The sequence below is a fragment of the Zestomonas ipomoeae genome, assembly GCF_057128665.1.
Genome location: NZ_JBSKHQ010000001.1, coordinates 206,047 through 219,771, shown reverse-complemented (window position 1 = coordinate 219,771; position 13,725 = coordinate 206,047). Strand labels below are relative to the sequence as shown.

General features: G+C 63.9%; 11 protein-coding genes. 3 read left to right on the top strand and 8 right to left on the bottom strand.

The window, feature by feature from the left end; translation table 11 throughout:
- Nucleotides 1-7 precede the first annotated feature (7 nt).
- From ccoO (ACWKV7_RS00945) to ccoN (ACWKV7_RS00920), 6 genes are all read right to left on the bottom strand, one after another.
- A complete protein-coding gene (gene ccoO, locus ACWKV7_RS00945) occupies nt 8-619 on the bottom strand; it encodes a cytochrome-c oxidase, cbb3-type subunit II (protein WP_483855753.1) in 612 nt (203 codons plus the stop codon).
- Nucleotides 619-2,061, bottom strand: coding sequence for a cytochrome-c oxidase, cbb3-type subunit I (gene ccoN, locus ACWKV7_RS00940; RefSeq protein ID WP_483855752.1), 1,443 nt, complete (start codon nt 2,059-2,061; stop codon nt 619-621). Before ccoN (ACWKV7_RS00940) ends, ccoO (ACWKV7_RS00945) begins: the two co-directional genes overlap by 1 nt.
- Nucleotides 2,062-2,419: 358 nt before the next feature.
- Nucleotides 2,420-3,355 (bottom strand): cytochrome-c oxidase, cbb3-type subunit III, encoded by a 936-nt coding sequence (gene ccoP / locus ACWKV7_RS00935; protein WP_483855751.1) that lies wholly within the window; start codon nt 3,353-3,355, stop codon nt 2,420-2,422.
- Nucleotides 3,352-3,531 (bottom strand): cbb3-type cytochrome oxidase subunit 3, encoded by a 180-nt coding sequence (locus ACWKV7_RS00930; RefSeq protein WP_483856269.1) that lies wholly within the window; start codon nt 3,529-3,531, stop codon nt 3,352-3,354. Before ACWKV7_RS00930 ends, ccoP begins: the two co-directional genes overlap by 4 nt.
- A gap of 17 nt (nt 3,532-3,548) precedes the next feature.
- On the bottom strand, nt 3,549-4,160 hold the full coding sequence (gene ccoO, locus ACWKV7_RS00925; protein WP_483855750.1) for a cytochrome-c oxidase, cbb3-type subunit II: 612 nt from the start codon (nt 4,158-4,160) through the stop codon (nt 3,549-3,551).
- Nucleotides 4,160-5,599, bottom strand: coding sequence for a cytochrome-c oxidase, cbb3-type subunit I (gene ccoN, locus ACWKV7_RS00920; protein WP_483855749.1), 1,440 nt, complete (start codon nt 5,597-5,599; stop codon nt 4,160-4,162). The genes ccoO (ACWKV7_RS00925) and ccoN (ACWKV7_RS00920) overlap by 1 nt, the downstream gene beginning before the upstream one ends.
- 85 nt (nt 5,600-5,684) lie before the next feature.
- Between ccoN (ACWKV7_RS00920) and ACWKV7_RS00915 the strand changes: the two genes are divergently transcribed.
- Entirely contained in the window at nt 5,685-6,389 is a 705-nt protein-coding gene (locus ACWKV7_RS00915) for an alpha/beta family hydrolase (protein WP_483855748.1), read from the top strand.
- 78 nt (nt 6,390-6,467) lie between these two features.
- Here ACWKV7_RS00915 and ACWKV7_RS00910 read toward each other — a convergent pair whose 3' ends face one another.
- Together ACWKV7_RS00910 and acnA are read right to left on the bottom strand one after the other, a co-directional pair.
- Entirely contained in the window at nt 6,468-8,033 is a 1,566-nt protein-coding gene (locus tag ACWKV7_RS00910; RefSeq protein ID WP_483855747.1) for a methyl-accepting chemotaxis protein, read from the bottom strand.
- Nucleotides 8,034-8,213: 180 nt separating this feature from the next.
- Nucleotides 8,214-10,889, bottom strand: a complete 2,676-nt coding sequence (gene acnA / locus ACWKV7_RS00905; protein WP_483855746.1) for an aconitate hydratase AcnA — start codon at nt 10,887-10,889, stop codon at nt 8,214-8,216.
- Between the two features lie 248 nt (nt 10,890-11,137).
- Between acnA and rlmM the strand changes: the two genes are divergently transcribed.
- Together rlmM and ACWKV7_RS00895 are read left to right on the top strand one after the other, a co-directional pair.
- Entirely contained in the window at nt 11,138-12,190 is a 1,053-nt protein-coding gene (rlmM, locus tag ACWKV7_RS00900) for a 23S rRNA (cytidine(2498)-2'-O)-methyltransferase RlmM (RefSeq protein ID WP_483855745.1), read from the top strand.
- Between the two features lie 210 nt (nt 12,191-12,400).
- Entirely contained in the window at nt 12,401-13,678 is a 1,278-nt protein-coding gene (locus tag ACWKV7_RS00895) for an MFS transporter (RefSeq protein WP_483855744.1), read from the top strand.
- Nucleotides 13,679-13,725: the final 47 nt, after the last annotated feature.

Sequence of the window (13,725 nt, the reverse complement as noted above, 5' to 3'; positions counted from 1 at the left end):
AGGGGCGTTACCGTTTGTTCTTGAGGCTGGTGCCGAGGACCTGCAGATAGGACACCAGGGCGTCCATCTCGGACTTGCCTTTGACGGCATCCTTGGCGCCGGCGATGTCTTCGTCGGTGTAGGGCACGCCGAGGGTGCGCATGGCTTCCAGTTTGCGGGCGGTGTTCTTGCCGTCCAGGTGATTCTCAACCAACCACGGATAGGCCGGCATCTTCGACTCCGGCACGACGTTGCGCGGGTTGTACAGGTGGGCGCGGTGCCAGTCGTCCGAGTAGCGGCCGCCGACGCGGGCCAGGTCCGGGCCGGTGCGCTTGGAGCCCCACAGGAAGGGGTGGTCCCAGACGCTTTCGCCGGCGACGGAATAGTGGCCGTAGCGCTCGGTCTCGGCACGGAACGGGCGAACCATCTGCGAGTGGCAGCCGACGCAGCCTTCGCGGATATAGATGTCGCGGCCTTCCAGCTGCAGCGCGGTATAGGGCTTGAGGCCTTCCACCGGCTGGGTGGTTTCCTGTTGGAAGAACAGCGGGACGATCTGCACCAGGCCGCCGATGCTGACGGCCAGGACCATGAACAGAGCCAGCAGGCCGACGTTCTTTTCGACTACTTCATGCTGTTTCATCAGTGGGCTCCTTCAACCACGAACTGCGCCGCTGCTTCGGCTTCCGCCGGCTTGGAGGCAAGTACGGTACGCAAGGTGTTGTAGGCCATCAGCAGCATGCCGGTGAGGAAGAAGCCGCCACCGACCATGCGCACGATGTAACCGGGGTGGCTGGCTTGCAGGGCTTCGACGAAGGAGTAGGTCAGGGTGCCGTCTTCGTTGACTGCGCGCCACATCAGGCCCTGGGTGATGCCGTTGACCCACATCGAGGCGATGTAGAGCACGGTGCCGATGGTGGCGAGCCAGAAGTGCGCGTTGATCAGGCCGATGCTGTGCATCTGCTGGCGGCCGAACACCTTGGGGATCAGGTGGTAGATGGCGCCGATGGAAATCATCGCAACCCAGCCGAGGGCGCCGGCATGTACGTGGCCGATGGTCCAGTCGGTGTAGTGGGAGAGGGCGTTGACGGTCTTGATGGCCATCATCGGGCCTTCGAAGGTGGACATGCCGTAGAACGCCAGGGAGACCACCAAAAAGCGCAGGATCGGATCGGTGCGCAGCTTATGCCAGGCGCCGGAGAGGGTCATCATGCCGTTGATCATGCCGCCCCAGCTCGGTGCCAGCAGGATCAGCGACATCGCCATGCCGAGGGACTGGGCCCAGTCCGGCAGCGCGGTGTAGTGCAAGTGGTGCGGACCCGCCCAGATATAGACGGAGATCAATGCCCAGAAGTGCACGATCGAGAGACGATAAGAGTAGATCGGCCGCTCTGCCTGCTTGGGCACGAAGTAGTACATCATCCCGAGGAAGCCGGCGGTGAGGAAGAAGCCCACGGCGTTGTGGCCGTACCACCACTGGATCATCGCATCGGTTGCACCCGAGTAGATCGAGTAGGACTTGAAGGCGCCAACCGGGATTTCCAGGTTGTTGACGATGTGCAGCAGCGCCACGGTAAGGATGAAGCCACCGAAGAACCAGTTGCCCACATAGATGTGCTTCACCTTGCGCTTGACGATGGTGCCGAAGAACACCACTGCGTAGCTGACCCAGACCAGCGCGATCAGGATGTCGATCGGCCATTCCAGTTCGGCGTACTCCTTGGAGGAGGTGAAGCCCTGGGGCAGGGTGATGATGGCGAGCACGATGACCGCTTGCCAGCCCCAGAAGGTGAAGGCGGCCAGGCCATCAGAAATCAGTCGGGCCTGGGAGGTGCGCTGAACCACGTAGTAGGACGTGGCGAACAGGGCGCAGCCGCCGAAGGCGAAGATCACCGCGTTGGTGTGCAGCGGGCGCAGACGGCCGAAGCTGGTCCACGGCAGGTCGAAGTTCAGTACCGGCCACACCAGCTGTGCGGCGATCAGAACACCGAGACCCATCCCAATGACCCCCCAGATCACCGTCATAACGGCGAACTGGCGGACCACTTTGTAGTTATAAGCAGTCTGACTGATTGCTGTGCTCATGCTTGGTTCCACGGTTAATGGAGTTTTATTGGGGCAAAAAACGGCGGCAAGTATGGAGAAAGCAGGTAGCCATTGCAACGCGCGAGGGTACCGTCCAGCGCCGTTCAAGCTCTGCTAAGTCGCGATATCCCAAGCGTTTTTCAGAGCTTTCACCTGCCAGACCGGCAGGCGTGAAGGAAGGGTTTCGCCTTGGTATTCGGGGTGTGTCGGGCGAATGCCAAGCAGGTTACCGGCAAGCGGCGTGGGGAGCCAGGTGGGAAGGTACAAGCGGAGTGCGACACTTGGTCGCAGACTGCGCGCACCTTTTATGGCGCGGCAGTCGGGCGGGAAGGGTGGCGCGTCCTTGCGCCTGCCTGGATCAGCGGTCTGCGACCTGCTGCGGCCGCTGCGACAGGCTGTACACGTAGGCCGCCAGCAGATGCACCTTGTCGTTGCCCAGGTATTGCTCCTGCGCCGGCATCTGGCCATTGCGGCCGTGGCGGATGGTCTGCTGCAACTGGGCCAGGCTGGAACCGTAGATCCAGCCGGCCGGCTTGGTCAGGTCCGGGGCGCCCATCATCGCCATGCCCTGACCACTCGGGCCGTGGCACGCGGCGCAGTTGCCGGCGAAGATCTGCCTGCCGGCGGCCAGGTCGGCCTGCGCGTTCTCGCCCAGCGGCAGACCCGCCAGATCCCTGCGCACGTAGGCGGCGACGTTTTTCACGCCCGCGTCTCCGAGAATCGGACCCCAGGCCGGCATTGCGGCCATGCGTCCGTTCAGGATGGTGGCCTTGATGGTTTCCGGCTCGCCGCCCCAGCGCCAGTGGCTGTCGGTGAGATTGGGGAAGCCGACGGCGCCCTTGGCATCCGAACCGTGGCAGATGGAGCAATAGGTGGCGAACAGACGACCGCCCATCTTCAGAGCCTGTTCGTCCTGTGCTGCGACTTCGATGGGCATCGCGGCATATTTGGCGAAAATCGGCCCATATTCCTGGTCTGCTTTCGTTACTTCCCGTTGCCACTGCTTGGCTTGCGTCCAGCCGTCCTCATAGCCCGGCAGCACGCCCTTCCAGTTGCCGAGCCCCGGATAGAGGATCAGGTAGCCGGCGGCGAAGACGATGGTGCCGACGAACAGCAGGAACCACCACTTGGGCAGCGGGTTGTCGTACTCCTCGATGCCATCGAAGGCATGGCCCATGGTCTTGTCGGTGGTGCCCTTGGATTCGCCCTTGCGGGTGGCGAATACCAGCCAGAGCAGCGCGACCAGCGTGCCGAGGGTAAGCAGAGTGATGTACCAGCTCCAGAAGCTGCTCATTGGGGGGTGCTCCTTGAAACATGTGGGGCGCGGGGCGTGGGTTCGTCGGCGAAGGGCAGATTGGCGGCCTCGTCGAAGGCGGCCTTGCGTCTGCCGCTATAGGCCCAGAGCGTCACGCCGATGAAGGCGAGCATCACCAGTGCGGTGCCGAGCCCGCGCAGGGTTCCGATGTCGATTCCAATGGTCATCGGGCTCACCGCTTGTTCTTCAGCGCGGTGCCGAGCACCTGCAGGTAGGCGACCAGGGCATCCATCTCGCTCTTGCCTTTCACCGCATCCGCTGCGCCAGCGATGTCTTGCTCGCTGTAGGGCACGCCGAGGGTGCGCATGGCCTGCAGCTTCTTGGCGGTGTCCTTGCCGTCCAGCTGGGCTTCCACCAGCCAGGGGTAGGCCGGCATCTTCGATTCCGGTACCACGTTGCGCGGGTTGTACAGGTGGGCGCGGTGCCAGTCGTCCGAGTAGCGGCCGCCGACGCGGGCCAGGTCCGGACCGGTACGCTTGGAGCCCCAGAGGAACGGGTGGTCCCAGACGCTTTCGCCGGCGACGGAATAGTGGCCGTAGCGCTCGGTCTCGGCGCGGAACGGACGAACCATCTGCGAGTGGCAGCCGACGCAGCCTTCGCGGATATAGATGTCGCGGCCTTCCAGCTGCAGCGCGGTATAGGGCTTGAGGCCTTCCACCGGCTGGGTGGTTTCCTGTTGGAAGAACAGCGGGACGATCTGCACCAGGCCGCCGATGCTGACGGCCAGGACCATGAACAGAGCCAGCAGGCCGACGTTCTTTTCGACTACTTCATGCTGTTTCATCAGTGGGCTCCTTCAACCACGAACTGCGCGGCCGCTTCGACTTCCGCCGGCCTGGCCACTCGCACGGTGCGCCAGGTGTTGTAGGCCATCAGCAGCATGCCGCCGAGGAAGATGGCGCCGCCGATCAGGCGCACCACGTAACCCGGGTGACCGGCTTGCAGGGCTTCGACGAAGGAATAGGTCAGCGTGCCGTCCTCGTTCACCGCGCGCCACATCAGGCCCTGGGCGATGCCGTTGACCCACATCGAGGCGATGTAGAGCACGGTGCCGATGGTGGCGAGCCAGAAGTGCGCGTTGATCAGGCCGATGCTGTGCATCTGCTGGCGGCCGAACACCTTGGGGATCAGGTGGTAGATGGCGCCGATGGAAATCATCGCAACCCAGCCGAGGGCGCCGGCATGTACGTGGCCGATGGTCCAGTCGGTGTAGTGGGAGAGGGCGTTGACGGTCTTGATGGCCATCATCGGGCCTTCGAAGGTGGACATGCCGTAGAACGCCAGGGAGACCACCAGGAAGCGCAGGATCGGGTCCGAGCGCAACTTATGCCAGGCGCCCGAAAGCGTCATCATGCCGTTGATCATGCCGCCCCAGCTCGGTGCCAGCAGGATCAGCGACATCACCATGCCGAGGGACTGGGCCCAGTCCGGCAGTGCGGTGTAGTGCAAATGGTGCGGGCCGGCCCAGATGTACACGGCGATCAGCGCCCAGAAGTGCACGATGGACAGGCGGTAGGAGTACACCGGGCGCCCGGCCTGCTTGGGCACGAAGTAATACATCATCCCGAGAAAGCCGGCGGTGAGGAAGAAACCCACGGCGTTGTGGCCGTACCACCACTGGATCATCGCATCGGTCGCGCCGGAATACAGCGAGTAAGACTTGGTCAGGGTCACCGGAATTTCCAGGTTGTTGACCACATGCAGTAGCGCCACGGTGAGGATGAAACCGCCGAAAAACCAGTTGCCGACGTAGATGTGCTTGGTCTTGCGCTTGATCAGCGTGCCGAAGAACACCACCGCATAGGCCACCCAGACCACCGTGATCAGCAGGTCGATCGGCCATTCCAGTTCGGCGTATTCCTTGGAGCTGGTCCAACCCATCGGCAGGGTGATCGCCGCCAGCAGGATCACCAGTTGCCAGCCCCAGAAGGTGAAGGCCGCCAGTTTGTCGGAGATGAGGCGGGTCTGGCAGGTGCGTTGCACCGCATAATAGGACGTGGCGAACAGGGCGCAGCCGCCGAAGGCGAAGATCACCGCATTGGTATGCAGCGGTCGCAGGCGGCCGAAGCTGGTCCAGGGCAGGTCGAAGTTGAGCTGCGGCCACGCCAATTGGGCGGCGATGAGCACGCCGAGCCCCATCCCGACGATGCCCCACACCACCGTCATGATGGCGAATTGGCGGACCACCTTGTAGTTGTAGGCGGTACTGGTTGCTGTGTTCATGTATGGGTTCCCATCCACGGTTACGGGCAGATTGTTTTTTGGGTCCGGCCCTTGGCGGGCAGGATCGATCGATGCGAGGCAAAGCATGGGCAATGCGCAACGAGACGGTATTGACGGGGATCAATACCCACAGACTGCGAGTGGACAAGGCGACTGGCTATGGAGCCGGCCGGAAGGAAAGGCCACAGGCACCCTGATCCTGGCCCATGGTGCTGGTGCGCCGATGGATAGCCCGTTCATGGAGGACATGGCCCAACGTCTTGCCATCCGTGGGCTGGCGGTGGTTCGCTTCGAGTTTCCGTACATGGCGGCGAGACGCCTGAAGGGAGGCAAGCGACCACCGAATCCGCAGGCGCAATTGCTGGAGTGCTGGCGCCAGGTATACCGAGAGGTGCGACACCAGGTCACGGGGCCGCTGGCCATTGGAGGCAAGTCCATGGGCGGAAGGATGGCGAGCCTGCTGGCCGACGAACTGCTGGCCGACGCACTGGTCTGTCTCGGCTATCCCTTCTATGCCGCCGGCAAGCCGGAAAAGCCGCGGGTGGCACACCTGGCGTCGCTGCAGACCCCGACCCTGGTCGTGCAGGGCGAGCGCGACGCCTTGGGCAACCGGGCCAACGTGGAGAACTACGTGCTATCCGACAGCATTCGGCTGCACTGGCTGGAGGCGGCGGACCATGATCTCAAGCCGTTGAAGGCAACCGGATTGACCCATGCGCAGCATCTGGATAGCGCGGCGGAGGAAGTGATTGCGTTTCTGGCAGGGGCCGAGTCGACCGGATCCAACTGAAAAGCTGACTAAAGTCGCCTTTTCAGTTGGATGCTGGGCGTCGCTTCATCCGGTTGAAGGGAGGCTCACGAGCCTACATCAACGATTGAACCGCTCCACCAGCGAACTCTGGTTCTGCGCGGTCACCGTGAGTTCCTCGCTGAGGCGGGCGGTGTCGTGGGCTTCGCCGGAGGTCTTGTCGGCGAGTTGGGCGATGGTGCTGATGTTCTGGTTGATTTCCTCGGCCACTGCGCTTTGCTGTTCGGCAGCGGCGGCGATCTGGTTGGCCATGTCGGCGATGTTAGACACCGCATCGCTGATGCCGAGCAGTGCCTCGTCGGCCTGCTGCACGCGCTCGACCCCTTCGTCGGCCTCTTTGCGGCCGGTCTCCATGGTCTGCACCGCCTCTTCGGCGGTTTTCTGCAGTTTGGCGATCAGTTGGTGGATCTGTCCGGTGGATTCGGCAGTGCGCTGTGCCAGGGAGCGCACTTCATCGGCCACCACGGCGAAACCGCGACCCATTTCACCGGCGCGTGCCGCTTCGATGGCAGCGTTCAGCGCCAGCAGGTTGGTCTGGTCGGCGATGCTCTTGATCACATCGACCACGCCGCCGATCTCGTTGCTGTCCTGCGCCAGGCGAGTGACGGTCTCGCCGGTGCTGGCCACCGAAACCGACAACCGCTGGATCGCCTCGCGGGTTTCCGCGGCGACACGGCGCCCCTGGCTGGTCAGGCGATTGGCGTCCTGGGTGGCCTCGGCGGTACGGGCGACGTTGCTCGCCACTTCCTGGGTCGTGGCAGCCATTTCGTGGATGGCGGCGGCCACTTGCTCGGTCTCCACCCGCTGGCGATCCAGGCCGGTGGAGCTGCTGTGCGCCAGGGCATCGGCCTGGCGCGCTTGCCGGGTCAACTGCTCGGCGGTGTCCTGCAGGCGGGTCAGGCAGGTCTTCAGGCGGGCGTCCTGGCTGAGCATGGCCATTTCCAGGCGTGCCTGGTCGCCGCGGCTGTCGGTGTACATCTGCGCGATCAAGGGGTCTGAGGTGGCCTGCTCGGCGAGTTGCAGCAGGCGCTTGATGCCGCGGTTCTGCCAAGCCAGGCCGGCGAGGCCCAGGGGCACGGAAAGCAGGGCTGCCAGCAGGAAGCCCCAGTGGCTGTCCAGCCAGGCGCCGACCAGAAATCCGATCTGGCTGACCAGGATGAATGGCAGCCAGTCCTGCAACACCGGCAGCCATTTGTCGCGGCTCGGAATCGCCGATTTGCCGGAGTTTATCCGCTGGTAGAGCGTTTCGGCGCGTCGGATCTGTTCGGCAGTGGGCTTGATGCGTACCGATTCGTAGGCCACCACCTGGCCCTTCTCCAGAACCGGAATGACATAGGCGTTGACCCAGTAGTGGTCGCCGTTCTTGCAACGGTTCTTGACGATGCCCATCCATGGCCGCCCCTGCTTAAGGGTGTTCCACAGGTGCTCGAAGACCGCGGGCGGGACATCGGGGTGGCGCACCAGGTTGTGTGGCGCACGTAGCAGTTCTTCGCGGGAGAACCCGCTGATCTCGACGAACGCATCGTTGCAGTAGGTGATGACACCCTTGATGTCGGTGGTCGAGATGAGGCGCTGCTGGGCGGGAAAGGTGCGTTCCCGCTGGGTGATGGGCTGGTTATTGCGCATGGGGCTATCCGAATTGGCTGTGCCAGTTGATCGGCTGGCGAACAATGAACTTAAGGCGCTGCTCAAAGAGCGCAGTGTAACCGTATATGAACGGCTTCACATTTCTGGCGCCAGGATTACGCCGTTGCCGGGCGCGATCGGATTCGGTTGCGCCGGAACGCTTGGCGTTCCGGCGTTCGCTCAGGAGGCGATCAGTTGGCGCAACACGTAATGCAGGATGCCGCCGGCCTTGAAGTACTCCACCTCGTTGGCGGTATCGATTCGGCACAGCACGGGGAAGTTGGAACGTGAGCCGTCGCTGCGCTCGACCTCTATCGTCAGTAACTGGCGAGGTTTGATATCGACCGACAGCCCGCGGATGGAAAGCTTTTCCGTACCGCTGAGACCGAGCGTCTTGCGGTTCTGGTCGCCGACGAACTGCAGCGCCAGCACGCCCATGCCGATCAGGTTGGAGCGGTGGATGCGCTCGAAGCTTTCGGCGATCACCGCCTTGATGCCCAGGAGATTGGTGCCCTTGGCCGCCCAGTCGCGGGACGAGCCGGTGCCATATTCTTTGCCGGCCACCACGACCAGCGGCACGCCTTCGGCTTGGTAGCGCATCGCCGCGTCGTAGATCGAAAGCTTCTCGCAGCCGGGTTGATAGAGGGTGTTGCCGCCTTCTTCGCCGCCGAGCATTTCGTTCTTGATGCGGATGTTGGCGAAGGTGCCGCGCATCATGACTTCATGATTACCGCGGCGAGCGCCATAGGAGTTGAAGTCCTCGGGTTTCACCCCCAGCCCCTGCAGGTACAGCCCTGCCGGTGAGCTGGGTTTGATGTTGCCCGCCGGGGAAATGTGGTCGGTGGTTATGGAGTCGCCGAACAGGGCCAGGATGCGGGCGCCTTCGATATCTTTCGGCGGGGCCGGTGGCTGGTCGATATGGCTGAAGAATGGCGGGTTCTGCACGTAGCTGGAAGCGGGGTCCCACTGGTAGGTATCCCCGGCGTTGAAGGAAATGGCCTGCCAATGGGCATCGCCGCTGAACACGTCGGCGTACTGTTTGTGGAACATGGCGCCATCCACCGCTGAAACGGCCTGGGCCACCTCGGCGCTGCTCGGCCAGATGTCCTTCAGGTAGACCGGCTGCTCGTTGTCGTCATAACCCAGCGGCTCCTTGCTCATGTCGATGCGCGTGGTACCCGTCAGGGCGAACGCCACCACCAGCGGCGGAGAGGCCAGCCAGTTGGCCTTCACCAGCGGATGCACGCGTCCTTCGAAGTTGCGGTTGCCGGAGAGCACCGAGGAGACCGTCAGGTCGTTGTCGGTGATCGCCTGGGCGATAGGGGCGGGCAATGGCCCAGAGTTGCCGATGCAGGTGGTGCAGCCGTAGCCGACCAGGTTGAAACCCAGCGCGTCGAGATAGGGCGTCAGCCCGGCTTTGACCAGGTAGTCGGTCACCACCTTGGAGCCGGGCGCCAGCGACGACTTCACCCACGGCTTGCGCTGCAAACCGCGCTCGACGGCTTTTTTGGCCACCAGACCGGCGGCCATCATCACGCTGGGGTTGGACGTATTGGTACAGGAGGTGATCGCGGCGATCACCACGGCGCCGTGTTCCAGGGCGTAGTTCTCGTTGGCAACCGGGAAGGGGGTGTTGGCTTGCTGCTTCTTGCCGGAGGTTTCCAGCAACAGGTCGAACGCGGAGCCGATGTCCCACAGGTTCACCCGATCCTGGGGACGCTTCGGGCCGGCCAGGGATGGCTGCACGCTGGCCAGGTCGAGTTCCAGGCAGTCGGTGAACACCGGCTCCTCGGCATTGGCATCGCGCCAGAGGCCCTGGGCCTTGCAGTAGGCTTCCACCAGTTCGATGGCGTGCTCGTCGCGGCCGGAGAGGCGCAGGTAGTCCATGGTCACCGCATCGACCGGAAAGAAGCCGCAGGTGGCGCCATATTCCGGCGCCATGTTGGCCATGGTGGCGCGATCGGCCAGCGGCAGGTGATCGAGGCCGGGACCGAAGAATTCGACGAACTTGCCCACCACGCCGTGCTTGCGCAGCATCTGCGTCACCGTCAGCACCAGGTCGGTTGCGGTGACGCCTTCGTTGAGCCGGCCGGTCAGGCGCATGCCGATCACTTCGGGAATCAACATGGACACCGGCTGGCCTAGCATGGCCGCTTCCGCCTCGATGCCGCCGACGCCCCAGCCGAGCACGCCCAGGCCGTTGATCATCGTCGTGTGGGAGTCGGTGCCGACCAGGGTGTCGGGATAGGCATAGGTGAGGCCGTCTTCTTCGCGGGTCCATACGACCTGGGCCAGGTACTCCAGGTTGACCTGGTGGCAGATACCGGTGCCCGGCGGTACCACGCGGAAATTGTCGAACGCCTGCTGGCCCCAGCGCAGGAAGGCGTAGCGCTCGCCGTTGCGCTGGATCTCGAAGGCGACGTTATCGGAGAACGCCTGTGGCGTGGCGAAGTGGTCGACCATGACCGAGTGATCGATCACCAGGTCGACCGGCGACAGCGGGTTGATCTTTTGCGGATCGGCGCCGGCCTTGGCGACCGCGTCGCGCATCGCCGCCAGGTCGACCACGCCGGGGACGCCGGTGAAATCCTGCATCAGCACCCGTGCCGGCCGATACTGGATTTCGCGCTCGGAACTGCGAGTCTTCAGCCAGACGGCCAGGGCGGTGAAGTCATCGGCGCGCACCGTGCTGCCGTCTTCCCAGCGCAGCAGGTTCTCCAGCAGCACTTTCAACGAAGTGGGCAAGCGTTCGATTTCGCCCAGGCTCTTGGCCGCCTCGGGCAGGCTGAAGTAATGGTAGGTACGGCCACCGACTTCCAGGCTGCGGCGGCAGTTCAGGCTGTCCAGGGAAGGCATGCGCGTCTCCTTTTGCCCGCATTCATGGGATTGGCCCGGACCTGCGCAGTCCGGGGAATCGTCCGAGTGCCGGCGGCATTGGCAACCGCCGACGCTACTTCCGGGAGTCTTGAAGCTAGCTTGCTTTTACTGCCCCCGCCAACACTGGACCGGCCGGGGCGGGCGACGGTTCCCGGCTTTCTCGGTGCGCCGCCGCTCGCAGGGGCTGGCCGCAACGCCTATCATGCGCGGCCTGAGGAGAACTGCGAATGAATACTCTGCTGTTGCACTGCCGCCCCGGATTCGAGGGCGAGGTGTGTGCCGAACTGGCCGAACAGGCGGCTTGCCTGGACATTTCCGGCTACGCCAAGGGCAAGCCCCATAGCGCCTGTGCCGAATTCATCTGCCAGGAGCCCGGCGGGGCCGAGCGATTGATGCGTGGGTTGCGTTTCGCCCGGCTGATCTTCCCCCGGCAGTGGGCTCGCGGCGAGTTCATCGAGCTGCCGGAAGCCGACCGCATCAGCGTGCTGCTGGAGCGTCTGGCGGCCTATCCGGTCTGCGGCAGCCTGTGGCTGGAAGTGCTCGATACCAATGACGGCAAGGAGCTGTCGAATTTTTGCAAGAAATTCGAGGCGCCGCTGCGCAAGGCACTGCTCAAGGCGGGCAGGTTGGTGGAAGGGCCCGGCAAACCGCGCCTGTTGATGACTTTCAAGAGCGGCCGGGAAGTCTTTCTCGGCATCGCCGAGCCGGATAACTCGGCCCTCTGGCCGATGGGCATCCCGCGCCTGAAATTCCCCCGCGAGGCCCCCAGTCGTTCGACTCTCAAGCTGGAGGAGGCCTGGCATCAGTTCATTCCCCGCACCGAGTGGGATGCGCGCCTGGCCCCGGCAATGACGGCCGTCGACCTCGGCGCTGCCCCCGGCGGCTGGACCTGGCAGTTGGTCAACCGGCACATGCGGGTAATTGCCGTAGACAACGGTCCGATGGCGGAAAGCCTGATGGACTCCGGTCTGGTCGAGCATCAGCGTGCCGACGGCTTCACCTTCAAGCCACGCAAGCCGGTGGATTGGATGGTCTGCGACATCGTCGAGAAGCCGGCACGCAACGCCGCGCTGATCGAAACCTGGCTGGGAGAGGGCTGGTGCCGCGAGGCGGTGGTCAATCTGAAGCTTCCAATGAAGCAGCGCTACGCCGAGGTGCGCCGCCTGCTAGAACGCATCGAGCAGGGTATGGCGGCCCGCGGCCTGAAGGTGTCCATCGCCTGCAAGCAGCTTTATCACGACCGCGAGGAAGTCACCTGCCACCTGCGGCGCCTTTCCTGAGAGAGGCAGGACGGCTGTCAGGCTGGAAACTTTGTCGAAAAGCATCGACTTTTCGATAGATTAGCGACGCGCCGGGCTTTATCGTGGCGCACTTGCCAGGGGCGGGCGATCGCCGCGCCCCGGGGCAACCCCTAAAAACGAACTTCTCCCGTCTGAATGCATCGTCCGCGTCGCGGCGAGAAGGCCTGCTCCAAGCACAAGGAACCTCGGATGGATGCGCTGCTGATTCTCGGCGGATTGCTGCTGATTCTCGCCGGCCTGGTCTGGCTGGTCATGCTGGCTTTCGGTACGAGCCTGCTGTGGGGGCTCGGCAGCCTGGTGCCGCCGCTGACCCTTGTGTATGTGCTGAGTCACTGGCGCACGGCGCGCAAGGCCCTGGCCCTCAGCGCGCTCGGCTTCATCCCCCTGGTGGTTGGCCTGACCATGCTGGCGGGGCAGGACAGCGAGCGGCTCGAGGCCATCCTCAGTCTCAGCTGGCTCAAACCGGAAGCGCCGACGCCGAGCGACCTGAGCATCCAGCTGCATGGCGAACTCAACGGACAACCGTTTTCCCCGCGGCACGGCGAGTTGATCGATGGCACCTTGAGCCTGCGCGAAGGCCAGGACTTCTTTGCCAGCCGCGAGATCAGCATTCGCTTGCCCGGCCCGGTCAAGGGTCCCCTGAGCCTGGACGTGTTGCCGCAGGACAGCGGCAAGCAGCTGCCGGAAGTGGAGATCAGCTGGCTGCTGCCCGAGCAGGAGTTACCAGAAGCACGGCGCCTGACCCACGGCTATACCCTGCATCTGGATCTGCAACCGGAGCCGCCGAACAAGCTGGTCGGCGATTTTCACCTGGTGCTGCCGGCACAGTTCAACACCGCGCTGAGCGGCAAGGTCGAACTGTTCACCGACCGCCTGCGCTACCGCGACGGCGAAGTGGACACTCGTTACGACTCCCGCGATACCCTGGCCTATGTGATCGAGGACTATCTGCAGCGGCGTTTCGCCACGCGCGCGGTGGAAGCCATCGAGCTGCCGTCGGTCACTTGGCCGGCCACCGCCCTGGATCTCGAGGTCAAGGCGCGCATCGATGGCCAGGAGCAGACCGTGCCGGTCCTGCTGCACAAGTCCGAGCTGGCCGGCTGGGCGGTGACGGACGATCGCTATCCGCCGCTGGCAGCGGCTGCGGAGCCCGAGCCACAAGTGACCGCCGTCTCGGACGCCGAGGCGATCAAGAAGATTGCCGAGCGGGTGTCGGCAGAGCGGATCAGTCGGCCGCTGGATCGACGCCAGCGCTTCTCGCTGGAGCGTCTGCTGCGCACGCCAAGCCTGTATCAGAACCTCACCATGCGTGTGCAGACCGAGCGCGGCAGCCTGGCGGAAGGACGCTTTGTCGGCCTCAGTGCCGACGGTCACGTACAGATCCGCCGCAAGCTCAATGGCCACGGCGAGGCCAGCTTCAGCCTGCCTCCGAACGAGATCAGCAAGATCGAATTGCTGGAGCCATAGCGGCGAGCGGGGGCGAAGTTCGGGATATCGCAGCCTAACTACTTGAA

Coding starts and splice junctions, on each gene's coding strand:
- ccoO (WP_483855753.1), bottom strand. CDS start 619: ATGAAACAGCATGAAGTAGTCGAAAAGAACGTCGGCCTGCTGGCTCTG.
- ccoP (WP_483855751.1), bottom strand. CDS start 3,355: ATGAGCAGCTTCTGGAGCTGGTACATCACTCTGCTTACCCTCGGCACG.
- acnA (WP_483855746.1), bottom strand. CDS start 10,889: ATGCCTTCCCTGGACAGCCTGAACTGCCGCCGCAGCCTGGAAGTCGGT.
- ccoO (WP_483855750.1), bottom strand. CDS start 4,160: ATGAAACAGCATGAAGTAGTCGAAAAGAACGTCGGCCTGCTGGCTCTG.
- ccoN (WP_483855749.1), bottom strand. CDS start 5,599: ATGAACACAGCAACCAGTACCGCCTACAACTACAAGGTGGTCCGCCAA.
- ccoN (WP_483855752.1), bottom strand. CDS start 2,061: ATGAGCACAGCAATCAGTCAGACTGCTTATAACTACAAAGTGGTCCGC.
- rlmM (WP_483855745.1), top strand. CDS start 11,138: ATGAATACTCTGCTGTTGCACTGCCGCCCCGGATTCGAGGGCGAGGTG.
- ACWKV7_RS00910 (WP_483855747.1), bottom strand. CDS start 8,033: ATGCGCAATAACCAGCCCATCACCCAGCGGGAACGCACCTTTCCCGCC.
- ACWKV7_RS00895 (WP_483855744.1), top strand. CDS start 12,401: ATGGATGCGCTGCTGATTCTCGGCGGATTGCTGCTGATTCTCGCCGGC.
- ACWKV7_RS00915 (WP_483855748.1), top strand. CDS start 5,685: ATGGGCAATGCGCAACGAGACGGTATTGACGGGGATCAATACCCACAG.